This window comes from Streptomyces sp. NPDC048504 (assembly GCF_043200035.1).
In the GTDB taxonomy this organism is placed as follows: domain Bacteria; phylum Actinomycetota; class Actinomycetes; order Streptomycetales; family Streptomycetaceae; genus Streptomyces.
In genome coordinates, this window is the sequence record NZ_JBICXA010000003.1 from 569019 (window position 1) to 594194 (window position 25176).

The 25176-nt window shown below is 70.2% G+C and carries 22 protein-coding genes; 7 read left to right on the forward strand and 15 right to left on the reverse strand.

Annotated elements, in window-relative coordinates; genetic code table 11:
- Positions 1 to 285 precede the first annotated feature (285 nt).
- Positions 286 to 522, forward strand: coding sequence for a hypothetical protein (locus ACGFY9_RS10385; protein WP_393753287.1), 237 nt, complete (start codon positions 286 to 288; stop codon positions 520 to 522).
- Positions 523 to 706: 184 nt separating this feature from the next.
- Here ACGFY9_RS10385 and ACGFY9_RS10390 read toward each other — a convergent pair whose 3' ends face one another.
- Complete coding sequence (locus tag ACGFY9_RS10390; RefSeq protein WP_393753288.1) at positions 707 to 1873, reverse strand: citrate synthase/methylcitrate synthase; 1167 nt, start codon at positions 1871 to 1873, stop codon at positions 707 to 709.
- Between the two features lie 98 nt (positions 1874 to 1971).
- Between ACGFY9_RS10390 and ACGFY9_RS10395 the strand changes: the two genes are divergently transcribed.
- The 4 genes from ACGFY9_RS10395 (at position 1972) to ACGFY9_RS10410 (ending at position 6692) form a co-directional block, all read left to right on the forward strand.
- On the forward strand, positions 1972 to 3228 hold the full coding sequence (locus ACGFY9_RS10395) for a citrate/2-methylcitrate synthase (protein WP_393753289.1): 1257 nt from the start codon (positions 1972 to 1974) through the stop codon (positions 3226 to 3228).
- 54 nt (positions 3229 to 3282) lie between these two features.
- Entirely contained in the window at positions 3283 to 4221 is a 939-nt protein-coding gene (locus tag ACGFY9_RS10400; protein ID WP_393753290.1) for a sucrase ferredoxin, read from the forward strand.
- A 126-nt stretch (positions 4222 to 4347) separates the two neighbouring features.
- A complete protein-coding gene (locus tag ACGFY9_RS10405; protein WP_393753291.1) occupies positions 4348 to 6015 on the forward strand; it encodes an ATP-binding protein in 1668 nt (555 codons plus the stop codon).
- On the forward strand, positions 6012 to 6692 hold the full coding sequence (locus tag ACGFY9_RS10410) for a response regulator (RefSeq protein ID WP_393753292.1): 681 nt from the start codon (positions 6012 to 6014) through the stop codon (positions 6690 to 6692). Before ACGFY9_RS10405 ends, ACGFY9_RS10410 begins: the two co-directional genes overlap by 4 nt.
- Before the next feature lie 13 nt (positions 6693 to 6705).
- Here the strand turns inward: ACGFY9_RS10410 and ACGFY9_RS10415 are convergent, their stop codons facing one another.
- The 3 genes from ACGFY9_RS10415 to ACGFY9_RS10425 all read right to left on the reverse strand — a co-directional run bounded on the left by ACGFY9_RS10415 (position 6706) and on the right by ACGFY9_RS10425 (position 9526).
- Entirely contained in the window at positions 6706 to 7767 is a 1062-nt protein-coding gene (locus tag ACGFY9_RS10415) for an ABC transporter substrate-binding protein (protein ID WP_393753293.1), read from the reverse strand.
- Between the two features lie 75 nt (positions 7768 to 7842).
- A complete protein-coding gene (locus tag ACGFY9_RS10420) occupies positions 7843 to 8721 on the reverse strand; it encodes an ABC transporter permease (protein WP_393753294.1) in 879 nt (292 codons plus the stop codon).
- A complete protein-coding gene (locus tag ACGFY9_RS10425; protein ID WP_393753295.1) occupies positions 8711 to 9526 on the reverse strand; it encodes an ABC transporter ATP-binding protein in 816 nt (271 codons plus the stop codon). The genes ACGFY9_RS10420 and ACGFY9_RS10425 overlap by 11 nt, the downstream gene beginning before the upstream one ends.
- Positions 9527 to 9685: 159 nt before the next feature.
- Here ACGFY9_RS10425 and ACGFY9_RS10430 point away from each other — a divergent pair, with 159 nt between their 5' ends.
- A complete protein-coding gene (locus ACGFY9_RS10430; protein ID WP_393753296.1) occupies positions 9686 to 10378 on the forward strand; it encodes a response regulator in 693 nt (230 codons plus the stop codon).
- A 49-nt stretch (positions 10379 to 10427) separates the two neighbouring features.
- Here the strand turns inward: ACGFY9_RS10430 and ACGFY9_RS10435 are convergent, their stop codons facing one another.
- The 6 genes from ACGFY9_RS10435 to ACGFY9_RS10460 all read right to left on the reverse strand — a co-directional run bounded on the left by ACGFY9_RS10435 (position 10428) and on the right by ACGFY9_RS10460 (position 17426).
- On the reverse strand, positions 10428 to 12020 hold the full coding sequence (locus tag ACGFY9_RS10435) for a cation acetate symporter (protein ID WP_393753297.1): 1593 nt from the start codon (positions 12018 to 12020) through the stop codon (positions 10428 to 10430).
- A complete protein-coding gene (locus ACGFY9_RS10440) occupies positions 12017 to 12577 on the reverse strand; it encodes a DUF485 domain-containing protein (RefSeq protein ID WP_393753298.1) in 561 nt (186 codons plus the stop codon). Before ACGFY9_RS10440 ends, ACGFY9_RS10435 begins: the two co-directional genes overlap by 4 nt.
- 69 nt (positions 12578 to 12646) lie before the next feature.
- Positions 12647 to 13330, reverse strand: coding sequence for a response regulator (locus tag ACGFY9_RS10445; RefSeq protein ID WP_393753299.1), 684 nt, complete (start codon positions 13328 to 13330; stop codon positions 12647 to 12649).
- A complete protein-coding gene (locus ACGFY9_RS10450; protein ID WP_393753300.1) occupies positions 13327 to 14478 on the reverse strand; it encodes a sensor histidine kinase in 1152 nt (383 codons plus the stop codon). The genes ACGFY9_RS10445 and ACGFY9_RS10450 overlap by 4 nt, the downstream gene beginning before the upstream one ends.
- Entirely contained in the window at positions 14475 to 14999 is a 525-nt protein-coding gene (locus ACGFY9_RS10455; protein WP_393753301.1) for a DUF1453 domain-containing protein, read from the reverse strand. The genes ACGFY9_RS10450 and ACGFY9_RS10455 overlap by 4 nt, the downstream gene beginning before the upstream one ends.
- Positions 15000 to 15305: 306 nt before the next feature.
- Positions 15306 to 17426 carry a type IIA DNA topoisomerase subunit B gene (locus tag ACGFY9_RS10460; RefSeq protein WP_393753302.1) on the reverse strand — a complete coding sequence of 707 codons (2121 nt, stop codon included), beginning with the start codon at positions 17424 to 17426 and terminating at the stop codon, positions 15306 to 15308.
- A gap of 443 nt (positions 17427 to 17869) precedes the next feature.
- On the opposite strand from ACGFY9_RS10460, the gene ACGFY9_RS10465 reads away from it, so the two are divergent.
- Positions 17870 to 18103, forward strand: coding sequence for a hypothetical protein (locus ACGFY9_RS10465; protein WP_393753303.1), 234 nt, complete (start codon positions 17870 to 17872; stop codon positions 18101 to 18103).
- A 106-nt stretch (positions 18104 to 18209) separates the two neighbouring features.
- Here the strand turns inward: ACGFY9_RS10465 and ACGFY9_RS10470 are convergent, their stop codons facing one another.
- From ACGFY9_RS10470 to ACGFY9_RS10490, 5 genes are all read right to left on the reverse strand, one after another.
- On the reverse strand, positions 18210 to 19067 hold the full coding sequence (locus ACGFY9_RS10470) for a S1 family peptidase (RefSeq protein ID WP_393753304.1): 858 nt from the start codon (positions 19065 to 19067) through the stop codon (positions 18210 to 18212).
- Between the two features lie 131 nt (positions 19068 to 19198).
- The gene (locus tag ACGFY9_RS10475) at positions 19199 to 20743 is read right to left on the reverse strand and encodes an RNA polymerase sigma factor (protein ID WP_393753305.1); all 1545 of its coding nucleotides are present in this window, start codon (positions 20741 to 20743) and stop codon (positions 19199 to 19201) included.
- Positions 20744 to 21176: 433 nt separating this feature from the next.
- Positions 21177 to 22064 (reverse strand): FadR/GntR family transcriptional regulator, encoded by an 888-nt coding sequence (locus ACGFY9_RS10480; RefSeq protein ID WP_393753306.1) that lies wholly within the window; start codon positions 22062 to 22064, stop codon positions 21177 to 21179.
- Between the two features lie 162 nt (positions 22065 to 22226).
- Entirely contained in the window at positions 22227 to 24233 is a 2007-nt protein-coding gene (locus ACGFY9_RS10485) for an ATP-binding cassette domain-containing protein (RefSeq protein ID WP_393753307.1), read from the reverse strand.
- Positions 24234 to 24324: 91 nt separating this feature from the next.
- Positions 24325 to 25083, reverse strand: a complete 759-nt coding sequence (locus ACGFY9_RS10490) for an NUDIX domain-containing protein (RefSeq protein WP_033283995.1) — start codon at positions 25081 to 25083, stop codon at positions 24325 to 24327.
- Positions 25084 to 25176: the final 93 nt, after the last annotated feature.

Sequence of the window (25176 nt, forward strand, 5' to 3'; positions counted from 1 at the left end):
GGCTTGTCGAACACCACCCATGAGTCCAGAAAGGTGTGAGCCCCGGCTGAGCTGCCAGCCAGGGCTCACACCACCGAAGCCAGGGCCCCGTTCTCGCGGTCCGTCGGGTCATGGCCGACGCGAGGACGGGGCTTCTGGGGCGTCGGGGCGGTTGTTGAAACCAGTCACCCCTCTGCGCGAAAGACACGCCTGAATGACTTTTTCGGTGAAGCCACAAACAACTCTCGAACCCAGTAACTTGCTGCTCACAACTGTGCCCACACCCCTTGTAAGGACCGGTAACCCTTGAAGATCGTGCGCCGCATCGGTGTGCCTCCGAGCGCCCGTGGCAGCAACTCAGGAGCGACCTGCCCGGACGTGTTCGAACTCAGTGACGGCAACTTCGCCGTCATCGGCACCGAGGCAACCGATGCGCTGGACGGTGAACTGCCCCCGGACGCCGCACGCGCCGACTACGAACGCATCGTCATCGTGAGTCGGGAAACGCTGATCAGAGCCAAGGCGGACATCCCCGACGCCTGACAGCACCGCACGAGCACGCGTCCACCAAAGACCCGTCCCGTCCCCATTGCCCCGGCCGCACGCCACCGTGAGCGAGCCCGGCACCTACCCGGCGAGCGGCCCGGCACCCCGTCACTGCTCGATCACCACCCATGAGGCCTGGCGCCAGAACGGCACCAGGCCACACGCGTTCCTGGGGCCGCCGTCAACTCATGAGCGGCACCGCCACCGGCGCCTCCACCCCCACATACCGCGCCACCGGCCGAATGATCTTCGAGTCCTCCGCCTGCTCCACCACGTTCGCACTCCACCCCACCACCCGCGCGGCCGCGAACGTGGGCGTGAACATCTCCCGCGGCAGCCCGCAGAGTTCCATGACCAGCCCCGCGTAGAACTCGACGTTCGTGTGGAGTTCGCGGCCCGGCTTGAGTTCGGCGAGGATCGTCTCGACCTGGCGCTCGACCTCGACGGCGAACTCGACCCGCGGGCCGCCGAACTGCTGGGCGACCTCGCGCAGCATCCGGGAACGCGGGTCCTCCGTGCGGTAGATCGCGTGGCCGAAGCCCATGATGCGGTCGCCGGCGAGGACGCGTTCGCGGATCCAGGGGTCGATACGGTCCCGGGTTCCGATCGCGTCCAGGGTGTCCAGGGCACGACTGGGCGCACCCCCGTGCAGCGGACCGGAGAGCGCCCCTACGGCCCCGACCAGACAGGCCGCCACATCCGCCCCCGTCGACGCGATGACCCGCGCGGTGAAGGTTGACGCATTGAATCCGTGGTCAATGGTTGAGATCAAGTATTGCTCGATCGCCCTGGCCTGCTGCTTGTCCGGTTCCGAACCCGTCAACATGTAGAGGTAGTTGGCCGCATAGGAGAGGTCCTCGCGCGGCTCGACGGGATCGAGTCCCTGCCCCAGCCGGTACAGCGCGGTCAGCAGCGTCGGTACGGCCGCGGAGGCCACGAGGGTGTCCCGGCGGCGCGCGTCCGCGTCGATGTCGTACACCGGCCGGAAGCCCTTCGCGGCGCCGAGCAGCGACAAGGCCGTACGCATCCCGGACAGCGGTCCCGACGTGCCGCTGGCCGCCGCCACCGCGGGCAGCGCGGCCCGCACCTCGTCCGGCAGCCGGCGCAGCGCCGCGGTCTCGGCGGCGAAGGCCACGCTCCGCTCGGCGTCCGGCAGTTCGCCGTGGGCGAGGAGATGCCAGACGTCCTCGAAGCCGCGGGTCTGCGCGAGTTCGACGGCGGAGTACTGGCGGTAGTGGTAGAAGCCCTCGGTCCCTCGGACGTCACCGATTCGGGTGTCGGTGACGACGACGCCCGCGAGTCCCCGCGGAACCTCGATACGAGTGGCTGCGGCCCTGCTGATGGACATGTTTCCTCCCTGGACTTGATTCAAATGTCCATGGTTGACTCAATCCCTGTCAATATTGATTCAATCAACCTATGCAAGAAATGGATACCGTGGTCTCCATGCGCGATCAAGAACCCGCTCCCGGGCACCCCGAGCGACGGCTGACCACCAAGGAGACCGCCGAGTTGCTCGGCGTGAAGCCGGACACCGTGTACGCGTACGTGAGTCGCGGGCAGCTGAGCAGCAGGCGCGAACCCGGCGGGCGGGGCAGCACCTTCGACGCCAAGGAGGTGGAGTCGCTCGCCCGGCGCAACAGGCGGGAGAGCAGCGGGAGTTCGGGCTCCGGCGGCGAGCTGTCCGTGCGGACCCGGATCACGCTCATCGAGAAGGACCGGTACTACTTCCGGGGCGTCGACGCGACCGAGCTGGCCGCGCGCCACTCCTACGAGGAGATCGCCGAGTGGCTGTGGACCGGGGAGCTGCGCCCCGGGATCACGTTCACGGCCCCCAAGGCGGCCGTCGCCATCGCGCGCCGCGCCGTGGACGCGCTGCCCGAACACACCGGCCCCACCGACCGGTTGCGGGTCGCGGCCATCGCGGCGGCGACCGCGGACCCGCTGCGCTTCGACCTGTCCGAGGACGCCGTGCTCGGCACAGCGCGCATCCTCATCCCCACCCTCGTCGCCGCGCTGCCGCCGGTACGGCGCGCTCATCGCGACGAGGGTCCGCTGGCCCACCGCTTGTGGGCACGGCTGAGTGGTCTGCCTGCTGACGAGGCGTCACTGCGCGTCCTGGACACGGCACTTGGGCTGCTCGTCGACCACGACCTGGCCGCGTCGACGCTCGCGGTCCGCGTCGCCGCCTCGGCCCGCGCGCACCCCTACGCGGCAGTCTCCTCCGGCCTGGGAGTGCTCGAAGGCCCCCTGCACGGCGCCGCCAGCGGCCTGGCGCACCGGCTGCTGCTCGACGTGCTCGACCAGGGCACCGCCGCCCCGGTGGTCGCGGACGAACTGCGCGCCGGCCGCCGTATCCCCGGACTCGGCCACCGGCTCTACCCGGGCGAAGACCCACGCGCGCGTGCCCTGTTCGCCCTCCTGAAGGAGGTCCCGGGCGCCGCGCCCGCCCTCGCCGCGGCCCGCGACATCGTCGCCACCACCGCCCGCCACACCCCGCTGCACGCCAACGTCGACCTGGCGCTCGCCGTGCTCACCGTCTCCTCCGGGATGCCCTCCACGGCGGGCGAGACGATCTTCGCGGTCGCCCGTACGGCGGGGTGGATCGCGCACGCCCTGGAGGAGTACGGGGAGCGCCCGCTGCGCATGCGGCCGAGCGGTCACTACGTAGGCCCCAGGCCGCCTCAGGCACTACCGGAGTAGGACAGGAGTGCGGCCGGAAGTCGCCCTGGGCCAAGTCAGGTTAGGCTCACCTCTGTGAGTACGTGCGCGACCGTCTCTCGGGACCTCGACGAGCCCATTTCCGGAACTGCGGCCACGGCAACGACGTGGCTGCTGCTGGAACAGCCCGGTCCTTGGGGTGCCAAAGCGCTCACTTCGAGCCACCTGGACCCCGCGCTGGGGCGTGCCCTGGAAGCGGCCGCCGCGACCACGGGCGTACGGATCGCGCTCATCCGGCGCCCCGGGAGGCACGCCGACCCCGCGCCGTCACGGGTGCGCCAGGTGTACGCGGCCCACACCGTTCCCGGAAACGTGTGGCTGCACAGCGCAACGACCGAGGACCCGCGGCAACTGCTCGCCCTCGACTTCGACGCCCTCGGCGCGGGTGACCCGCGCTCGTTCGGCTCGGCGCTCGGCGGGCGGGCCCACACCGGTGACCCGCTCGCGCTCGTCTGCACCAACGGCAAGCGCGACCGCTGCTGCGCACTCCTCGGCCGTCCTCTCGCCGCCGAACTGGCCGCCTCCGGGGTCGAGGGCGCCTGGGAGGTCACCCATCTGGGCGGTCACCGCTTCTCGCCGACGGTGCTCGTCCTGCCGTACGGCTACGCGTACGGGCGGGTCCAGGCGCACGGCATCAAGGAGATCCTCCAGGGCGTCCTGGAGGGCCGCGTGGTCGTCGAGGGCTGCCGGGGCTCCTCGGCCTGGGAACGGCCCGGACAGGCGGCGGAGCTGGCCGTGCGGAGGGCGGCGGGCGAGTACGCGACGGACGCCCTGAGCGTCGTACGGACGGACGGCGGGGCACCGCGCTGGGAGGTGACCGTCGCACACAACGACGGACGCCACTGGCGCGTGATCGTCGCCCAGGGGGCGTCGCTTCCGCCCCGCCCGGAGAGCTGCGGGGCGTCGGTCCTCGGCGCACCGGCGCGGATGGACGTGGTGGCGGTGCGCGAGCTGACGACGGCGCCGGCCGGCTGACCCGCGCTTGACCGGTCTTCCACAGGAAATCGCCCTCTACTGGAGGCCGCTTTCCCCAAGAACTGGTCAAGAGATCCACGCCACACCCCTGGGGCAGCCCCCGCCCCGGCACGTACCGTCAGGGGTATGAGCCCCACTCCCCCCGCACGCCGCCGTCGCCTCGGGCTGCCGCGGCGGGTGTTCTCGCAGGTGCTGCTGATGCAGCTGGCGATCGCCGCGGGAGTCGCGGTCCTGGCGACCGGGCTGTTCCTCGCGCCGCTGAGCAAACAGCTGGACCAGGAGGCGATGAACCGCGCCCTGGCCATCGCCCAGACCACCGCGCAGCAGCCGCAGATCGTCAAGGACATCCAGGACACCCCGCCGAGCGTGGACGGACCTGTGCAGAAGGAGGCGGAGCGGATCCGGAAGGCCACCAAGGCCGAGTACGTGGTGGTGATGGACTGGCGGGGCATGCGGTGGTCGCACACGACTCCGAGCGAGATCGGCCGTTTCGTCTCGACCTCTCCCGGCCAGCCCCTGGCCGGTCAGGAGGTCAAGGAGATCGACAAGGGCACCCTGGGCCGCTCGGCGCGCGGCAAGGTGCCCCTGCGCGCCGCCGACGGCACGGTCGTCGGGGCGGTCTCGGTGGGCATCAAGTACGACAGCGTCCGCGCGCAGCTGATCAACGCGATCCCGGGACTGCTGGCGTACGCCGGGGGAGCTCTCGCCGTCGGTGCGCTGGCGGCCTGGCTGATCTCCCGGAGGGTCCAGCGGCAGACCCGGGACCTGGCCTTCTCGGACATCTCGGCGCTGCTCTCGGAGCGTGAGGCGATGCTGCACGGCATCCGGGAGGGCGTCGTAGCCCTGGACCGCGCGGGGCGCATACGGCTCCTGAACGACGAGGCGCGGCGGCTGCTGGGCATCGGCGACGAGGCGGTCGGCCGCTCCCTGGACGAGGCGCTCGGTCAGGGACGTACGACCGATGTCCTGGCCGGCCGGGTGACCGGCACCGACCTGCTCGCCGTGCGCGGCCAGCGGGTCCTGGTCACCAACCGGATGCCCACCGACGACGGGGGCGCCGTGGCCACTCTGCGCGACCGCACCGAACTGGAGCAGCTCGGCCGGGAGTTGGACTCGACGCACGGTCTGATCGACGCCCTGCGCGCCCAGGACCACGAGCACGCCAACCGCATGCACACCCTGCTGGGGCTGCTCGAACTGGAGATGTACGACGACGCCGTGGACTTCGTCGGAGAGGTGGTCGGCGATCACCGGGCCACCGCCGAGCAGGTCACCGAGAAGATCCAGGACCCGCTGCTCGCCGCCCTGTTGGTGGGCAAGGCGACCGTCGCGGCCGAGCGGGGCGTCGCCCTGTGGATCTCCGACCGGACCTGGCTGCCCGACCGGCTGATCGACCCGCGCGGGCTGGTCACGGTCGTCGGCAACCTGGTGGACAACGCGCTCGACGCCGTCGCGGGCACACCGCACGCACGCGTGGAGGCCGAATTGCGGACGGAAGGACGTACCGCAGTGCTCCGGGTGCGCGACACGGGCCCCGGAATCCCGGAGGAACAACGGGATTTGATCTTCACCGAGGGCTGGTCCACGAAGAAGCCACCGGCCCACGGCAAGCGCGGGATCGGCCTCTCCCTGGTGCGTCGGCTCGCCGAACGGCAGGGCGGCAGCGCGGTGGTGACGGAGGCGTTCGGCGGGGGCGCGGAGTTCGTCGTCATCCTGCCCGAGGCGCTGACCGAGCCGGATCTGGAACCCGCTCTCACCGCCCCCGGGGAGACCGCCGAGGAGGAGTCGCGATGATCGAGGTCCTGGTCGTGGACGACGACACCCGGGTCGCACAGGTCAACGCGGCCTACGTGGAGAAGGTGCCGGGCTTCCACGTGGCCGGCGAGGCTCACAACGCGGCTGAGGCGTTGCGCCAGTTGGAGACGTTGCCCCGCCTCGACCTGGTCCTCCTGGACCACTATCTGCCCGACGAGACGGGTCTGGCGGTCGTCCAGGAGATGCGCCGACGCGGCCACCAGACGGACGTGATCATGGTGACGGCGGCCCGGGACGTGACGACCGTCCAGGCGGCGATGCGGCAGGGCGCGCTGCAGTACCTGGTCAAGCCGTTCGCGTTCGCGGGCCTGCGGGCCAAGCTGGAGGCGTACGCGGAACTGCGCCGCACGCTCGACGGCGGCGGCGAGGCCGAACAGGCCGAGGTGGACCGCATCTTCGGCGCCCTGTCCGCGCCCTCGGAGCCCGGGCTGCCCAAAGGGCACTCCCCCACCACGGCGGAACTCGTCCGCCGGTCCCTGATGAACGCCCAAGGCCCCCTGTCCGCCCAGGAGATCGCCGACCGCACCGGGGTGAGCCGGCAGACCGCCCAGCGCTATCTGAAGCTCCTGGAGCGCACCGGACGGGCCAGGCTGACGCTCAAATACGGCGACGCGGGCCGCCCGGAACACCGTTACGTGTGGGCGACCCGCGCCTGAGAGGCACGGCCGGTCAGCCTGTCGCGTTCTTCACGAACTCGGTCGTGTACGTCTTGTCGAGATCCACATCGGCGTTCTTGATGGTCGGGTTGAACGCCTTGAGCACCTTCTCGACGGTCTCCGGGCCGTTCGCCGGCATCACGCCGTCCTTGGTGAACATCGGCAGCGTGCTCTTGATCGCGGTGGCGTAGAGGACCTTGTTGCCCTGGGAGTAGTCGGCGGGCATCTTGTCGGCGATCGCGGTCGCGCTGTGGGTGGACATCCACGTGAGCGTCTTGACGAATGCATTGACCATCTTCTGCACAGTGGACTTGTGGCTGTTCACCCAGTCCGTCTGCATGTACAGACTTGACGACGGGTACGGCCCACCGAGCGCCGCCTGCGAGCCCTCGGGCGTCCGCATGTCGACGAGGATCTTGCCGGCCTTCTTGTCGAGGATCGTGGCGACGGTCGGGTCGGTCGTCATCCCGGCGTCTATGGAGCCTTGTTGGAGCGCCGCGACGAAGGTCGGTCCCGCGCCCACGGCGACCGGGGTGAACTCGCTGACGTTGGCGCCGTTCTTGACGGCGAGGTACTTGGTGAGGAAGTCGGTGGAGGAGCCGAGGCCAGTCACGCCGAGCTTCTTGCCCTTGAAGTCCTTGGCCGATTTGACCTTCCCCTCCGCCCTGGTGGAGACGACCTCCACCTCGCCGGGCGCCTGCGAGAACTGCACCACGGACTCGACCGACTTGCCCTTGACCTGCAGGTCGAGCGTGTGATCGTAGAAGCCGACGGCTCCCTGGACCTGCCCGGAGACGAGCGCGGTCTCGGCCTGGACGCCGGCCGGTTCGCTCAGCAGCTCGACGTCGAGGCCCTCGGCGTCGAAATAGCCGAGCCGCTGGGTGAGCATCGCGGGCAGGTAGATGACCTTGTCCAGGCCACCGACCATGATCTTGACTTTCTCGCCCTTGCCGTCGCCCTTGGCACCGGAACCGGTGGAGGCGGTGCTGGCCGCGTCGTTGGCGCAGGCGGTGAGCGAGGAGAGGGCGAGCAGGCCCGAGGCGGCCAGGGCGGCGTATCTGACGGTCTTGCGCATGGCGGTTCACGTCCTTGTGAGGGTGCGGTGCGGGGAGGAAGGGGGCTCTTCAACGGGGCTGCGGCGAGGGGCCGTTCAGCTGTCGGAGCCTGACGGCTTCCAGCGGAAGATGCGGTTCTCGGCGAAGGTGAGGAGCCCTTCGGCGACGAGGGCGACGACCGCGAGGATCACCATCGCGGCGTACACACCGGCCGCGTTGAAGGTGCCCTGGGACTGCGCGACGAGCAGGCCGATGCCCTTGGTGGCGCCGATGTACTCGCCGACGATCGCGCCGATGAGGGCGAAGCCGAAGCTGACGTGGAGGCTGGTGAAGATCCAGGAGGTGGCGGACGGGATGACCACCTGGAGAGTCACCCTGCGGTCGCTGGCGCCGAGGATGCGGGCGTTGGCGACCAGGTTGCGGTCGACCTCGCGGGCGCCCTGGAAGGCGTTGAAGAACACCGGGAAGAAGACGAGCACGACGGCCGAGGCGACCTTGGAGGACGGTCCGAGTCCGAACCAGATCACGAAGATGGGTGCGAGGACGATCCGCGGTATGGAGTTGAGCACCTTGATGTACGGACCAAGGATGTCGGCCAGCAAGGTGATCCGCCCCAGCGCGATGCCGAACACGACACCGGCGATCACACCGATCACCCAGCCGAGCAGCGCTTCCTGCAGCGTGGCCCAGATCTGCTCGCCCAGGGACCCGAGCGCGGTCCCGTGCATCACCCAGGTGTAGATCTGGTCCCAGATCTTCGAGGGCATCGAGAAGTTGAACGGATCGATGACCTTGGCCCGGGAGAGCCACTCCCACAGGCCGAGAACGGCGACCAGGAGCAGCACACGAGCCGCCCCGACGCCGACTCTGCGTTTACGGGCCGCACGCGCGCGTGAATGGGCGCGGTCCGTCTTGGTGCTGGGCTCGGCCACGGACGGTACGACCTTGTCCTCGGGCATGACATCAGGCGACATTGGCCACACCCCTCTCGCGCGTGATGCGGACCTCTTCGCCGAGCGACTCCCAGATCTCGCGGTAGATCTCGATGAACCGCGGCTCCAGGCGCACGGATTCGACCTTGCGGGGCCGCGGCAGGTCGATGTCGAAGACCTGCTTCACGGTGGCCGGCCCGGCGGTCATCACGACGACCTTGTCGGCCAGCGCGATGGACTCCTCCAGGTCGTGGGTGACGAAGACGACCGAGGCGCCGGTGCCCTCCCACAGCTCCAGGAGCTCGTCCGACATCAGGGCCCTGGTCTGCACGTCGAGCGCCGAGAACGGCTCGTCCATCAGCAGGATCTCGGGGTCGTTGACGAAGGTCGCGGCGAGCGCGACGCGCTTGCGCATACCGCCGGAGAGCTGGTGCGGATAGCGGTCCTCGAAGGCGGAGAGCCCGACCCGGGCCAGCCACTCACGCGCCTTCGCCTTGGCCTCCGCCTTCGGTACGCCGCGGAAGCGCGGGCCCGCCATGACGTTGGACAGCACCGTGCGCCAGGGGAAGGTGGCGTCCTGCTGGAAGACGAAGCCGACCTTGTCGCCGACGCCGGAGACCGGCTCACCGGCCACCAGCACATCGCCCTCGGAGGGCTCTTCCAGCCCGCTGACGAGGGTCAGCGTGGTCGACTTGCCGCAGCCCGTGGGCCCGACGACCGCCACGAACTCGCCACGTCCGACGGTGAGATCAAGCCCCCGTACGGCCGTGTGCAGACCCCCCGACGGGGTCCTGAAGGTCTTGCTCGCGCCCCGCAGCTCGATGGCGGGGCTGGTGTCTGCGCTCATGGCCGGGACCGTAGATGTGGCGCGGACCACAGCAGCAGTCTTCTGGGCGCAAGCCGTTCTTTTGCTCGCAAGAGCCTGTTGTGCTCGTTTTGCTCGCGCTACAACTGCGGAGCCGAAACACGGGCTTAACGCTCGCCTGGCCTTGAGGAAAGAGGCCCAATGATTGACGTCATGGTCGTGGACGACGACTTCCGCGTCGCCGAGATCAACGCCAAGTACGTGGGGAAGGTTCCCGGTTTCCGGGTCGCCGCCCGCGCGCACAGCGCCGCCCAGGCGCTGGCCACCGTGGAACGCGGGGCCATCGACCTGGTGCTGCTCGACCACTATCTGCCCGACCAGACGGGTCTCGAACTCGTCCACCGCATGCGGCAACAGGGCCACACGACCGACGTCATCATGATCACGGCGGCCAGTGATGTGACGACCGTGCAGCGGGCGATGCGCCTGGGCGCCCTGCACTACCTGGTCAAGCCGTTCACCTTCGCCGCGCTGCGTACCCGCCTCGACTCGTACGCCGCCCTGCGCCGCACCGTCGACCGCGTCGGCGGCCGCGGCATCGCCGGCCAGGAGCAGGTCGACCGCATCTTCGGCGCGCTGCGCACGACGACCGTGCCGGCCTCCCCCGGTCTGCCCAGCGGCCACTCGGAACCGACCACCGACCTGATCTGCGCCGTCCTGCACAGCGCCGGCCACCCGCTCTCGGCCCACGAGGTCGCCGCCGAGACCGGCCTGAGCCGCTCCACGGCCCAGCGCTACCTCCGCCACCTGGAACAGGCCGGCCGCCTCCGCCTCTCCCTCAAGTACGGCGACACGGGCCGCCCGGAACACCGCTACGCCTGGGTGGCGCCGTAGCCACGCGACAGCCGCACAATCGGGCGTGGCTACGGCACGCAGGCCCCCGTCAGACGGCCCCAGCCCCCGTCAGCGCCCGTACCTCGGTCTCCGCGTGCTTGGCCTCGTCCGGGGCCTCCGTAGAGGTGACCGTGCCGAGCCAGCCGGCCAGGAAGCCGAGCGGGATCGAGACGAGGCCGGGGTTCTGCAGCGGGAAGAACTGGAAGTCGACGCCCGGGAACAGCGATTCGGGGCTGCCCGACACGACCGGCGACAGCAGCACGAGCGCGAGCGCGGGGACCAGTCCGCCGTATACGGCCCACACGGCGCCGCGGGTCGTGAAGCCGCGCCAGAACAGCGAGTAGAGCAGGACCGGCAGGTTCGCGGAGGCGGCGACGGCGAAGGCGAGGCCCACCAGGAAGGCGACGTTGAGGTTCCTCGCGATGAGGCCGAGCCCGATCGCCGCGACACCGATGCCGACGGCGGCGACCCGCGCCACGGCCACCTCACTGCGCGGCTTGGCGTTCGGGCGCCGCAGCGACGCGTACAGGTCGTGCGCCACGGATACCGAGGAGGCCAGGGTGATCCCGGCCACCACCGCGAGGATCGTGGCGAAGGCCACGGCCGCGACGATCGCGAACAGGACGGTGCCTCCGGTGGAATCGGCCCCTCCGCCGAGGTCGAGGGCCAGCAGCGGGACCGCCGTGTTCCCGGCCTCGTTCGACCTCCGGAGGGTGTCCGGCCCCACGACCGCCGCGGCGGCGAAGCCGAGGATGATCGTCATCAGGTAGAACGCGCCGATGAGCCCGATCGACCACACCACCGAACGGCGTGCGGCCCGTGCGGTCGGCACGGTGTAGAAGCGGGACAGGATGTGCGGCAGCCCGGCCGTGCCCAGCACCAGCGCGAGGCCCAGGCTGATGAAGTCGAACCGCGCGGTCCAGTCCCCGCCGTACTTGAGCCCCGGCGCCAGGAAGGCGGCACCGTGACCGCTGCGTGCGGCGGCCGTGAGCAGCAGGTGGTTCAGGTTCCCGTGGAAGCGCACCAGGGTCAGCACCGTCAGCGCGATGGTGCCGCTCATCATCAGGACCGCCTTGACGATCTGGATCCAGGTGGTGGCCCGCATCCCTCCCATCGACACATAGATCACCATGAGCGCCCCGACGCCGATGACGGTCCAGGCCCGCGCGGCCGGACTCGTCCCGCCCAGCAGCAGCGAGACCAGGCTGCCCGCGCCCACCATCTGCGCCACCAGGTAGAGAACGGACACGGTGACCGAGGAAGTTCCCGCCGCGATCCGCACCGGCCGCTCGCTCATCCGGGCGGCGACCACGTCGGCGAGCGTGAACCGCCCACAGTTGCGCACCAGTTCGGCGACGAGGAACAGCACCATGAGCCAGGCGACGAAGAAGCCCACCACGTACAGCAGACCGTCGTAGCCGAACAGGGCGATGAGCCCTGTGACCCCGAGGAACGAGGCCGCGGACAGATAGTCACCCGAGATGGCAAAACCATTCTCCATCGGGGAGAAGAGACGCCCGCCCGCGTAGAACTCCTCCTCCGAACCGTGCCGGTTGCGGCTGACCCAGGTGGTGATCCCGAGGGTGACCGCGATGAACACGCTGAACAGCAGCAGCGCCAGCGTCTGATGGTTCCCGGTCACGACGTACCGCCTCGAATGCCTCGTGTCAGTTCCTGGGTGTCCCAGCGCAGTTCGAGCGCGGCCCGGTCCCTGCGCAGCCGCGCGTGCCGGGCGTAGGCCCAGGTGAGCAGGAAGGTGGTGAGGAACTGTCCCAGTCCCGCGACCATCCCCACGTTCACCGCGCCGGCCACCGGCCGGGCCATGAATCCGGGTGCCGTGGTGGCCGTCACCACATAGGCCACGTACCAGGTGAGGAAGACGACGGTGGCCGGCACCACGAACCGCAGATACCGGCCGCGCACCTCCTGGAAGGCCGCGCTGCGCTGCACCTCCAGATACACATCGCCCGCACGGACGGCGTGGTCCGCGTCCTCCCGGCGCGCGGCGGGCACTGCGGGCGCGGGCCCGCCCGTGCCGTCCATCTCACCCCAGCCGGACGCGAGTGCGTCGTACCAAGGGTCGTGGTACCTCACCTTTCCGGTTGCCTCGGCGGGGGTCGGGTCATGACCTTCGTGGTTCTCGGCCGGACTCTCGTGACCACTCCCGCCACCGCGGGGACGACCGTTGCTTGACTGCATGCCCAAGGATGGACAGAACGGGAAGATCCCCGACTCTTCTTCTCCGCTGTCTTCACCCCATCAGGTGACTCAACCCGTTGGTGGCCGAACCAGTCCCTTGCCGTAGGCGTAACGCACCGCCTGCGCACGGTCCTTGAGCCCCGTCTTGGCGAACAGGTTGTTGATGTGGGTCTTCACGGTCGCCGTGGAGACATGCAGCGTGCGGGCGATCTCCTGATTGGTCAGGCCCTCGGCGATCAGCAGCAAGACCTCGGTCTCCCGCGCGGTGAGCCCGTCCGGCGGCTCCGCGGGCTCCGACGGCTGCGGCTCGGGCTCCGACAGGCGCTCCAGCAACCGCCGTTGGATGCTCGGCGACAGCCCCGCGTCCCCCGACAGCACGCTCTCCACGGCCCGTACGATCTCGTCGCCGCCCGCGTCCTTGGTGAGGTAGCCACGCGCTCCCGCGCGCAGTGCCGGGAACAGCGACGCGTCGTCCGCGAACGTCGTGAGCACCACGACCTGCGTCCCGGGATGCTCGGCACGGATCCGCCGGGTCGCCTCGACACCGTCGCAGCGCGGCATGCGCAGGTCCATCAGGACGACGTCCGGGGCGAGTTCGGCGACGAGCCGCACCGCCTCGTCCCCGTCGGCGGCGGCGCCGACGACCTCGATCCCGGGCAACAGCCCCAGCAGCATCACGATGCCTTCCCGTACGACGGTCTGGTCGTCGGCGACCACGACCCGCGCGGGTCTCCTCACGGCCTCATCCGTCATGCAGGCACCTTCAGCGTCACCACGAATCCCTCCTCGTCCGGCCCGGCCCGCAGCGAACCGCCCAGCAGCTCGGCGCGTTCCCGCATGCCCAGCAGACCGTATCCACCTCCTGCCCCGGTGAGTTCGCCCGGCGAGCCGCCCGAGTCCCGTACGTCCAGGGTCACTTCGTGCTCGCCGTAGTCCAGCGTGAGCAGCACCTTGGCGCCCGGGGCATGCTTACGGACGTTCGTCAGGGCCTCCTGGGCGACCCGGCGCACGGCCTGTGAGGCCTCGGCGGGCAGCTGTCTCCGGTCACCCGTAACGGTGACCTCGGCACGGCCCGTCGTACCGACGATCTCGGACAGGAAGTCCTCCAACGGGCTCATCTCGCCCCGCAGCGCGGACAAGGCCTGCCGGGTCTCCACAAGGCCGTCGCGGGCCATCCCCCGGGCCGCCACGACCCGTTCCAGGATCGTCTCCCGGTCGGCGCCCCGCTCGATCAGCAGCCTGGCCGCCTCCAGGTGCACGAGCTGGGCGGAGAGGCTGTGGGCCAGCACGTCGTGGATCTCCCGTGCGATACGGGCCCGTTCCGCCAGCGCGGCGGACTCCGCCTCGGCGGTACGCGCCATGCGCTCCTGGGTGAGCAGCCGCTGGGCGCTGCCCCGGGCCTCGGCGTCGAGGCGGAGCGTGTATCCGGCGAGGGCCAGCCCGGCCGTCGTGACCGCGGTGGTCAGCCATACGTCGTTGTTGACCGCGGCGAAGATGGCGAGGGACACCGAGGTCACCGGCACGGCGACCGCGATGGGCAGCCGCTCCAGCGAACTGACCGCACAACCGCACCAGATGACGAGGGCCGGAACCGTGAACCCGACGGCCTGTCCCACGATCGCGATCCCGAGAAGCACGGCGATGAGTCCCACCGACGGCCAGAGCCTGTGGGCGAGGGTGGTGCGCCAGAAGGCCCAGCCGAGGGCCGCGGACCCCAGGATCCCGGCCGCGCCTCCGGCCAGGGCCCAGCCGTGGACGTGACTTCCGGTGAGCGCGCCTCCCAGGAGCACGCCGATCACCAGCAGCCGGACGGCCCAGGCGAGCACCCGCCGGGGCCGTGAGACTCCCTCTCGGCCCAGCGCCTCCCGCGAGGGCCAGCGCGTCCAGGCGTTCTCCGTCACACGCGCTCCTTCCGGGCGGGCCGCGCCATGCCGAAACCGTACGCCGGGGCCGACCCGGCCGACCCGGTGCAGGACTGGGCCCGCCAGGCCAGGACACCGGAGCGGACCAGCAGCGTCGCCGCGAGGCCGAGCATCAGGGCCGAGCTGTTCTGGTGCACACCCACGACCGCGCCGAGGGCGACGAGGCCGACGCGCAGGCCTATGCCGACGATCCAGACGCCCCCGCTCGCCTTGGTGCTCTTGCTCCACACGGAACCGTCCGTCTCCACCCACAGACGCGTGGTCCAGGCCCAGCCGGCTCCGGTGGCCAGCCCGATGACCAGCTCGACGGCGAGCAGGAGGGCCGACTCGGTGTGGTGGTGGGCGTCGAGTATGCCGGGTTCGCGCAGCGCCACGACGGCGAGGATCACGGGGAGAAGCCACCAGCGCCGGTCGGTGTCGATCCGACGGGCACGGAACTGCCGCACGATCACCACCGCGACGACGGCGACGATCACCAACGCGTTGACCAGCCCGGACATCTGAGCCTCCGTGAGCGGAAGAGGATGCCGGCGGCGAGCGCTGCCGACGCCTTCGACGCTACGGAAATCAGCAGGTCGGCAGATCGGCGCCAGGGTGGATCGTGGGTGGATCCCCGCAACGCCTCAGCCTCCACCCACGGGTGGAGTCGACCGACGGCGCCGCTCCGAGGCCAGGCGGGGCGACAGTGGGTCCGTGCCGGTAACGGAGCGATCGCGCCGGGCCGGGACGCAAGCCTCCGAGCCGCGGCCCGGGCCAGTGTGGGACCGGAGTCCGGGCCCAGGTCGAACCCGGGCCCGGTACGGCGGTCAGGCGTCGATCCGCGACCGGTCCAGCGTCGCGGCCGAACTGGAGATGAACTCCTTGCGCGGGGCCACGTCGTTGCCCATGAGCAGATCGAAGACCTGCTCGGCCGCGTCCAGGTCGGAGAGGTTGATCCGGCGCAGGGTGCGGTGGCGGGGGTCCATCGTCGTCTCGGCCAGCTGGTCGGCGTCCATCTCACCGAGACCCTTGTAGCGCTGGATGGAGTCCTTGAACCGGATGCCCTTGCTCTGGAACTCCAGCATCTTCTCGCGCAGCTCACGGTCCGAGTACGTGTAGACGTACTTGTCCTGGCCCTTCTTGGGCTGGACCAGTTCGATGCGGTGCAGCGGCGGCACCGCGGCGAACACCCGGCCGGCCTCGACCATGGGCCGCATGTAGCGCTGGAACAGGGTCAGGAGCAGACACCGGATGTGGGAGCCGTCCACATCGGCGTCGGTCATCATGATGATCTTGCCGTAGCGGGCCGCGTCGATGTCGAAGGTACGGCCCGACCCCGCTCCTATGACCTGGATGATCGCCCCGCACTCGACGTTCTTCAGCATGTCGGTGACGGACGACTTCTGGACGTTGAGGATCTTGCCGCGGATCGGCAGCAGCGCCTGGAACTCGGAGTTCCGGGCGAGCTTGGCCGTACCGAGCGCGGAGTCTCCCTCGACGATGAACAGTTCGCTGCGCTCGACGTCGTCGCTGCGGCAGTCGGCGAGCTTGGCGGGCAGCGAGGAGGACTCCAGGGCCGTCTTGCGGCGCTGCGCGTCCTTGTGCTGCCGGGCCGCGATACGCGTGCGTGCGGCGGCGACGGCCTTCTCCATGACCACACGGGCCTGGGCCGCCGCGTCACGCTTCGTCGAGGTCAGGAAGTCCTTGAGCTCCTTGGCGACCACGTTGGCGACGATACGGCGGGCCGCCGACGTACCGAGCACCTCCTTGGTCTGGCCCTCGAACTGCGGTTCGGCGAGCCGGACGGTGACGACCGCGGTGAGGCCCTCCAGGGCGTCGTCCTTGACGACGTCGTCCTCGGCGACACGCAGCAGCTTCTTGGCGCGCGCCACCTCGTTCATCGTCTTGACGACGGCCTGCTCGAAGCCGGCTACGTGGGTGCCGCCCTTGGGGGTGGCGATGATGTTCACGTACGACCTGAGCGTCGTGTCGTAACCGGTCCCCCAGCGCATCGCGATGTCGACGCCGAGTTCCCGGGTGACCTCGGTGGGCGTCATCTGGCCGTGGTCGTCCAGGACGGGCACCGTCTCCTTGAAGGTGCCCTGGCCCGACAGGCGCAGTACGTCGCAGACCGGCTTGTCGCTCGCCAGGTACTCGCAGAACTCGCTGATGCCGCCGTCGAAGCGGAAGGACTCCTCCCCCTTGCTGCCGCCTTCGCCGAGGCCGTACTCGTCGCGGACGACGATGGTCAGCCCGGGCACCAGGAAGGCGGTCTGCCGGGCCCGCTGGTGCAGGCCCTCCAGGGAGAGCTTGGCGTCCTTGAGGAAGATCTGGCGGTCGGCCCAGTAGCGCACGCGCGTGCCGGTGCGGGTCTTGGGAATCCGCTTGGTCTTGCGCAGGCCACCGGGCTCGAACGCGGCGTCCGGGCCTGCGGTCGTGAAGGAGCCCGGCACACCGCGCCGGAAGCTGATGGCGTGGGTGTTGCCGCTGCGGTCCACCTCGACGTCCAGCCGCGCGGACAGGGCGTTCACCACGGAGGCGCCCACGCCGTGCAGACCGCCGGAGGCGGCGTACGAGCCGCCGCCGAACTTGCCGCCGGCGTGCAGCTTGGTCATGACGACCTCGACACCGGAGAGGCCGGTCTTGGGCTCGACGTCGACCGGGATGCCCCGGCCGTTGTCCCGGACCTCCACCGAGGCGTCGTCGTGCAGGATCACCTCGATGTGGTCGCAGTAGCCCCCGAGGGCCTCGTCCACGGAGTTGTCGATGATCTCCCACAGACAGTGCATCAGGCCACGACTGTCGGTCGACCCGATGTACATGCCCGGGCGCTTGCGTACGGCCTCTAGCCCCTCAAGGACGAGCAGGTGCCGCGCGGTGTAGTTGGAACCGTCCCGGTCTGCTCCTGCCAGCAGCGCTGTCGACGGCACGGACGTTTCGGCGGTCACGCGGTTCGCTCCTCGCTGAATTTCAGATGAGGCCCTTTTGGGTAAGGGCCCGGCTTCGGTTGCCGCTCAGAGGGTACCGAGGCCTGGTAGAGCCGTTGTAACGCCACCCTCGTCTCCTCCTCACACTAGTCCAGGGTCGTATACCTGTTCGATCCCTCGATGGAGTGAAGTACATATCACGTTCCCTTCGGGGCATGAACCATTTAGGCTCCGGGCACGTCCTCATGAACAACCGGCAATCCAGCCGGGTGGACCCGACCCTGACCCCACAGCGCGAACCCGTACAGACACATAGACACGCAATACGGCACATTCGCCGCCAACCGGCAGCAGACAGCCGCCCCGGAAGAATTTTTCGAGAAAAGGCCACGAGCGGGAACGTTTTCGGCCTGGTTGGATGTTGACCCTGGTACGACAGCTCGTCGAGCTAGAGAAGAGGCGACGTGACTACTGTTCTGACCCCCGCGAGCCCACTGACGGCCGCCGATCGCTGCGACCGCTGCGGCGCCCAGGCATACCTGCGCGTCGTCCTGCTGAGCGGCGGAGAACTGCTCTTCTGCGCCCACCACGGCCGCAAGTTCGAGCCGGAACTCAAGAAGATCGCCGCTGAGATACAGGACGAGTCGGAGCGGCTGACCTCCGCTCCAGCAGCAATCGTTCCTGAAGAAGACCGCTGACACATCGCGTCCACGACGAGCCAGCACCGGCCCAGGCCGGCGACGGGCGGCCCCGCTCCTGAACCACAGGAGCGGGGCCGCCCGTCTTTCTACCCCTGGGCGCCTCTCAGGCGCCCTTGTGCGGCCCTGGCGAGCCGCGGTGGCGGCCCAGTGTCCGCAGGACGTCCGACACCCTGGTGTAGACGCCAGGGCTCCCAGCCCTCCCGCACCCGCTGCCCCACGACACGAGCCCGATCAGCCGTCCCTGCGCGACCAGCGGCCCGCCACTGTCCCCCTGACAGGCGTCACGGCCTCCCTGAGCCTCTCCGGCGCACAGCATGGACTCCGGGAGGTAGGTGCCGTCGGCACCGGCCGGATAGGCCTCCTCGCAGCGCGCGTCGGACAGCACGTGCAGGCGCGCCGCGTGCAGGCTCCCCGCGTAGTCGCCGCTGCCGGTGAGGTCGCCCCAGCCGTAGACCGTGGCGGCCGCGCCCGCCCGGTAGGCCGTGTCGCCCGCGGCCGCCATCGTGATGACCGAGCTCTGGGGCAGCGGATCGGCGAGGGTGAGCACGGCGAAGTCGCCCGCGTTGCTGCCGGGGTCGTAGTCCGGATTGACCCACACATCGCGTACGGCGATCTCCTGGCCCCGGCCCGACAGCAGGTCCGTACGGCCCGCGATGGCCTTGAGGTCGGCCGCCCGGTGCGGCGGCACCCCCAGGACGTCGTCGCCCATGCAGTGGGCCGCGGTCAGCACGGTGGTCCGGCCCACGGCCACGCCGCCGCAGAACTGCCCCGCCCGGGTACCCCCGAACCGGTCACGGCTGGACAGCGCCACCGTCCAGGGGCTCACGGAGACATCGACCGGGAACCCGCCGACGACGATGCTGTCGGCGGCCACGGGGGCCGCGGAGACCAGCGGTATGGCGGACGCGGCGGCCGCCAGGACCAGCGGCCGGGTCAGCGCCCGGGCAAGGGGACGACGCATGCACGTTCCTCACTCTGGGATGGTCATTGAAGACCCAGAGTGATCCAGCGTGCCGCGCCCCGCACCCGCGCCAACACGAAGGCCCGGCTCCCCGAAGGGAGACCGGGCCTTCCGTGTCGTACGACCAGGACCTAGTCGAGGTAGTCGCGCAGCACCTGCGAACGCGACGGGTGGCGCAACTTCGACATGGTCTTGGACTCGATCTGGCGGATGCGCTCACGGGTGACCCCGTACACCTTGCCGATCTCGTCGAGGGTCTTCGGCTGACCGTCGGTGAGACCGAAGCGCATCGAGACCACGCCGGCCTCGCGCTCGGACAGGGTGTCCAGGACGGAGTGCAACTGCTCCTGGAGGAGCGTGAAGCTGACCGCGTCGGCCGGGACGACGGCTTCGGAGTCCTCGATGAGGTCACCGAACTCGCTGTCGCCGTCCTCACCCAGGGGAGTGTGCAGGGAGATGGGCTCGCGGCCGTACTTCTGGACCTCGATGACCTTCTCCGGGGTCATGTCGAGTTCCTTGGCCAGCTCCTCCGGGGTGGGCTCGCGGCCCAGGTCCTGGAGCATCTGGCGCTGCACGCGCGCGAGCTTGTTGATGACCTCGACCATGTGCACCGGGATACGGATGGTGCGGGCCTGGTCGGCCATCGCGCGCGTGATCGCCTGACGGATCCACCAGGTGGCGTACGTGGAGAACTTGTAGCCCTTGGTGTAGTCGAACTTCTCGACCGCGCGGATCAGACCGAGGTTGCCCTCCTGGATGAGGTCCAGGAAGAGCATGCCGCGGCCGGTGTAGCGCTTGGCCAGGGAGACCACCAGACGGAGGTTGGCCTCCAGGAGGTGGTTCTTGGCGCGACGGCCGTCCTCGGCGATGATCTCCAGCTCGCGCTTGAGCTTGGGGGCGAGCTTGTCGGCGTTGGCCAGCTTGTCCTCGGCGAACAGACCGGCCTCGATGCGCTTGGCGAGCTCGACCTCCTGCTCGGCGTTGAGGAGGGGGACCTTGCCGATCTGCTTGAGGTAGTCCTTGACGGGGTCGGCGGTGGCACCGGCGGCGGCGACCTGCTGCGCGGGCGCGTCGTCCTCGTCCTCGTCGGAGAGCACGAACCCGGCGCTCTCGGCACCCTCGGGCTCGTCCCCGGTCTTGCCGGGGGTCTCCTCCGTCGCCTCTTCGTCGACCAGCTCGGCGTCGTCCTTCTTGGCGCTGGTCTTCTTGGCCGCCGCCGCAGTCGTCTTCTTGGCGGCGACCTTCTTGGCGACCGCCTTCTTGGCGGGCGCGGCCTTCTTGGCAGCGACCTTCTGCGCGGCGTCGTCCTCGACGGGAGCGTCGGCGACGGGTGCCGCCGGAGTGGCGGTGGCGGTGGCCTTCTTGGCGGTCACCGTCTTCGCGGCGACCGTCTTGGTGGCGGTGCGCTTGGCCGGACTCTTCGCTGCGACGCTCTTTCGGGTGCGCTTGGGCTCCGCGGCACTGACCATCAGCGTCACACCCTCTTCCTCAAGGATCTGATTGAGGCTGCGCAGTACGTTCTTCCACTGAGTGGCCGGAATCTGGTCAGCTTCGAAGGCCCGACGCACGTCATCGCCGGCGATCTGCCCCTCAGCCTTTCCCCGCTCGATGAGCGCCATGACAGAGACGGACTCGGCGATCTCCGGCGGGAGCGTACGGGATGTGCTGGCCGACACGAACAACCTCTCGGAACGATGGAAAACGGCTTCCGGTCCCGTCCGGTACGGACAGGAGCCGACGACCGCCGACTTGGGGATGGGCCGACGGCGCGGGCTGGAGCCGGGAAGAATCACAGCGCCTTGAACGGCGTCCGTATTCCCTTCCGCGGCTGTCACCTCTTAGGTCATCGCGCAGTGCCCGCGAGCGTTACGCCCAATCTGCGTGGCCCGAGTCACACCCCGTAAGCGTTCAAAAACGGTCAGACACGGACAGAGGAGGTCACCCACGGCCGTGACAGGCGCCCCTCAGGGAGATCCGACCCCCGTCGCACCGCCGGACCCCGCCGGATTCCCTGGAGGATCCTGCGGGGTCCGGCGGAAGACGGGCGCCCCGGCCGGGCGCCGCCACGAGAACGCGGCACACCTCGACCGCACGGACATCCCGTGCGCGTCAGTGCTCGCGCGGGGCGGGCACCACGCGCTCCACCTCGGGGTGCACGATGAGCAGCTGCCGCATGGCCGCCTCGGCCGCCCCACCGTCGCCGGCGGCGAGGGCGTCGACGATCCGGGCGTGGTGCCCCAGGGAGGCGTCCGTCGGACGGTCACAGCCCGTGACCGGACCGCCGGAGACCTGGAGGGCGGAGGAGACGATCCCGGAAAGGTGCTCCAGCATCCGGTTGCCCGCGACCTGGATGAGCAGCGAGTGGAACTCGGCGTCCGCGCGGGAGAAGGTCAGCGCGTCACCCTGCCCCATGGCGTGGCTCATGATCTCGACCATGTCGGAGAGGCGCTGCTGGACGTCCTCGCGTCCGTGCCCGGCGGCGAGGCGCGCGGCGAGCGGCTCGATCGTCCAGCGCAGCTCGCTCAGCTCACGGCGCTGGTTGTCGCGCTGCGGGCCGAAGGCACGCCATTCGATGATGTCCGGGTCGAGAAGGTTCCAGTCGCTGACGGGACGCACGCGCGTGCCGACGTTCGGGCGGGCACTGACCAGGCCCTTGGCCTCCAGGACGCGGAGCGATTCGCGGACGACGGTGCGGGAGACCTCGAAACGCTGGCCGATCTCCTCGGGCACCAGCGGGCGGTCGGCGCCCAGGTCCCCGGAGACGATCATCTGCCCCAGCTGCTGGACGAGTTGGCCGTGCAGCCCGCGGCCGCGGCTGCCCGCGGCACGCCGGCCCACGCGGCCCAGCTCGGGGTCGGAACCGTCCCAGGAAGGGGCTCCGAGGCGCTCGGTGACGGGCGCCTCGGCATAGGGGTAGCGGTCGAGTTCGCCCGGGCCGGCGAGGCCGGAGTCTGCGGAGCGGGCGGCGGTCATCATGGTGTGCGCAAGGGTACTCACGGATCCTTTGTCGGCGCTGTCCCCAACTCCCTTGAGGTCTTTGGTGAAAAGCACACGAAAGGGTGATCGCTCACCCCGTCGCAATTGACGCCTTATCGGAAAGAAATGGGCTTTCTGCGGGGAGTTGTGCGCAGAGCGGCACCCGAAGGGTGCGGACGGCCGTCAGCGGACCCTGCTACGCAGGGTCGTGAGCAGATACGCGCAGAGCAGAGCGGTCAGCGACAACGCCAGGGCCCCGCCCACGGGTTGGGCGATCACCCGCGCCGCCGCGGACAGGTAACGCTCTCCCCCGAAGGGCCACTGCAGCAGCAACACCTTCCGCATCCGCATCGGGAAGCCTTCCGCGGTCCGCACGGCAGGCCCTTCCAACGCCTTGTGCACGAGGGGTACGACGAGAATCGGTACGGCGACCACCGCGGCGAGCCCGGCCGTGGTGGACCGGAAGATGCCGGCGGCCAGGACGCCGGCCCAGGCGCAGCCGACGACCAGGCCGATCCAACTCGCGCCCATCGAAAGCCAGTCGGCGGGAACTTGCGCGAGCTCCCGTCCGTAGACGAGATAGAGCACTTCGGCGTCGCAGCCCACCGTGAGAAACGCCAGCAGCAGCGCGGTGGCCGCAGAGACGAGGAGCTTCGCGACGAGCAGCCCCATCCGCCGGGGCACGGTGCCGCGATCCGCCGCCAGGGCAGGGTGGCGGAACTCGTCACCGAACGCGAATGCCCCGAGCAGTCCCGCACCGAGCGCCGCGGGCGGCAAGGGCAACTCCCGCGGCCACGCGGCCAGGAGACGCTGCTGCGGGGTGTGCCCGATGCGGGCGAGCAGGAGCGCGGTGAGGGCGGACACGACGAGCACGGCGGCCCCGGTCAGAAACCCGGTACTGACACCGGCGGCCCGACGCACCTCGTAGCGGAGCGGGCGCAGCGGGCTGGGGGCGGAGCGGACGGAGATGGGGGGCGGGAGCGGGGACAGGGCGTCGGGGGTGAGGACTTGGGAGGGACGCGAGGCACGCTCGCGGGGGCGGGTGTCGGCCGACTCCTCGGGGTCGATGAGGGGGACCAGCCGGGAGTTTGCGGTGGGGGTGCTCGCAGCGGTTGTGTGGGCCTCGTACGGCGGGTGGAGTTCGGCGACGGGTTCCGGTTCTTCGACGACGGACGGAGCATCTGTGAGTCGCGTAGGCGGCTCGGCAAGTGGGATGTCCGTGCGGGCCGATGACATCTCGGCTGTCGACGGAACGTCCGACACCCGCGGCTCGTCCGCTGAATCCGCCTCGCCTCGGAGGGGCGTTCCGGCGCCCGGTCCCATGTCCCCGATCTCGTCCGCGAGTTGGTGGACGAGGATGTCGTGCCGGAACGCCGTCTCGCCGACGTCGGCGCATGTACTGCCGTACACGGAAAGGCGGTTGCCGTCCTCCCGTACGACTTCTACGGAGCGGTGTGCGGTGCGGGCCTCCCTGGTGAGGAGGGCGGCGAGGCGGTTGGCGTGCGGGCTGCGGACGGCGACGCGGGGGCGCAGCCGGGTGCGGGCGAAGTCTCCGGCCTCCTGGTCGGCGACGAGTCTGCCCTGCTCCAGGGTGACGACCCGGTCGGCGCTGCTGGCGGCCTCCTTGGGATCGGCGGTGGTGAACAGGACCGTGCCGCCCTGGGCCGCGTGCGCGCGCAGCATGCCGTACAGCCAACGGCTCTCGCGGGCTGAGAGGGCGTCCGCGGGTTCGTCCAGCACGAGTGTGTGCGGGTCGGACAGCAGGGCGCAGGCGAGGCCGAGGCGGCGGTCCATGCCGCGCGCGAGGCTGCCGAGGCGTTCGTCGCGGAGACTGACGATGCCGACCACTTCGAGGACTTCGTCGGCGCGCCGGGCGGGAACGCCCGCCGCGGCGCACAGCATCCGGAGGTGGCCGCGGACCGATCGGGCCGGATGTCCCGGCACATCGCCCAGGAGGACGCCGACCTCACGCGACGGGTGGGCGATGCGGTGCAGGGGGCGGCCTCTGAAGTAGGTGATTCCACGTCCCTGTTGGAGTTCGAGCATGAGCCTGAGCGCGGCCGTCTTGCCCGCGCCCGGTGCTCCGAGGAGTGCGGTGACACGGCCCGCACGTGCCTCGAAGGAGACGTCGTCGACGGCGGGCGGATGCTCCTTGCGGGCGTTGCTGGTCAGTCCGAAGGCCTGGATCACCCACAGCAAGATAGCGCGCTATGTCCGTTTTTCCGGGCATCGAACGGCCCGCTCCGCAACGGTTGATCGCGTCGGTCGAGGTCCTACGGCGTCACACCTCGGGGCGCAGCATCGGCGGGTTGAGCAGCGTGGCCCCGCCGGCCCGGAACAACTGCGCCGGTCGGCCGCCCTGGCGGGTCGTCGTACCACCGGTCGGAACGAGGAACCCGGGTGTGCCGGTCACCTTGCGGTGGAAGTTGCGCGGGTCGAGCGCCACGCCCCACACCGCCTCGTAGACGCGGCGCAGCTCACCGACGGTGAACTCGGTGGGGCAGAATGCCGTGGCAAGGGACGAGTACTCGATCTTCGAACGGGCGCGCTCCACCCCGTCGGACAGGATCTGCGTGTGGTCGAAGGCGAGCGGTGCAACCGGATCGCCGTCGCGGCCGAACCCCCCTTGCTGCAGCAGCTCTTCGACGGGCGCCCACCGCGCGTTGCTGGCGTCGCCACCGGCGCGGGGTGCGGGCAGGTCGGGAGCGAGCGCCAGGTGGGCGACGCTGACGACGCGCATCCGCGGGTCGCGCTTGGGGTCTCCGTAGGTCGCGAGCTGCTCCAGATGTGCTCCGTTGTCCTGGGCGGGTGCGCCGGGGTCGTGGGCGCGCAGTCCCGTCTCCTCGGCCAGTTCGCGCGCCGCGGCCTGCGACAGGTCCTCGTCGGCCCGCACGAAGCCGCCGGGCAGCGCCCAGCGCCCCTGGAACGGCGGCTCGCCCCTGCGTACCGCCAGCCCGCACAGAGCATGGCGGCGCACGGTCAGCACGACCAGGTCCACGGTGACGGCGAAGGGCGGATACGCTGACGGGTCGTAGGACATGCGGCGATCATAGTCGTCTGCCTGACGATAAACACTCCCTTCGTCGGTACCGCCGTGGCTGATCCACTTCGGTGCGATGTGCGGCTCGCCCGC

Coding starts and splice junctions, on each gene's coding strand:
- ACGFY9_RS10390 (WP_393753288.1), bottom strand. CDS start 1,873: ATGTCCATCAGCAGGGCCGCAGCCACTCGTATCGAGGTTCCGCGGGGA.
- ACGFY9_RS10395 (WP_393753289.1), top strand. CDS start 1,972: ATGCGCGATCAAGAACCCGCTCCCGGGCACCCCGAGCGACGGCTGACC.
- ACGFY9_RS10405 (WP_393753291.1), top strand. CDS start 4,348: ATGAGCCCCACTCCCCCCGCACGCCGCCGTCGCCTCGGGCTGCCGCGG.
- ACGFY9_RS10410 (WP_393753292.1), top strand. CDS start 6,012: ATGATCGAGGTCCTGGTCGTGGACGACGACACCCGGGTCGCACAGGTC.
- ACGFY9_RS10415 (WP_393753293.1), bottom strand. CDS start 7,767: ATGCGCAAGACCGTCAGATACGCCGCCCTGGCCGCCTCGGGCCTGCTC.
- ACGFY9_RS10420 (WP_393753294.1), bottom strand. CDS start 8,721: ATGTCGCCTGATGTCATGCCCGAGGACAAGGTCGTACCGTCCGTGGCC.
- ACGFY9_RS10425 (WP_393753295.1), bottom strand. CDS start 9,526: ATGAGCGCAGACACCAGCCCCGCCATCGAGCTGCGGGGCGCGAGCAAG.
- ACGFY9_RS10430 (WP_393753296.1), top strand. CDS start 9,686: ATGATTGACGTCATGGTCGTGGACGACGACTTCCGCGTCGCCGAGATC.
- ACGFY9_RS10440 (WP_393753298.1), bottom strand. CDS start 12,577: ATGCAGTCAAGCAACGGTCGTCCCCGCGGTGGCGGGAGTGGTCACGAG.
- ACGFY9_RS10445 (WP_393753299.1), bottom strand. CDS start 13,330: ATGACGGATGAGGCCGTGAGGAGACCCGCGCGGGTCGTGGTCGCCGAC.
- ACGFY9_RS10455 (WP_393753301.1), bottom strand. CDS start 14,999: ATGTCCGGGCTGGTCAACGCGTTGGTGATCGTCGCCGTCGTCGCGGTG.
- ACGFY9_RS10470 (WP_393753304.1), bottom strand. CDS start 19,067: ATGCGTCGTCCCCTTGCCCGGGCGCTGACCCGGCCGCTGGTCCTGGCG.
- ACGFY9_RS10490 (WP_033283995.1), bottom strand. CDS start 25,083: ATGTCCTACGACCCGTCAGCGTATCCGCCCTTCGCCGTCACCGTGGAC.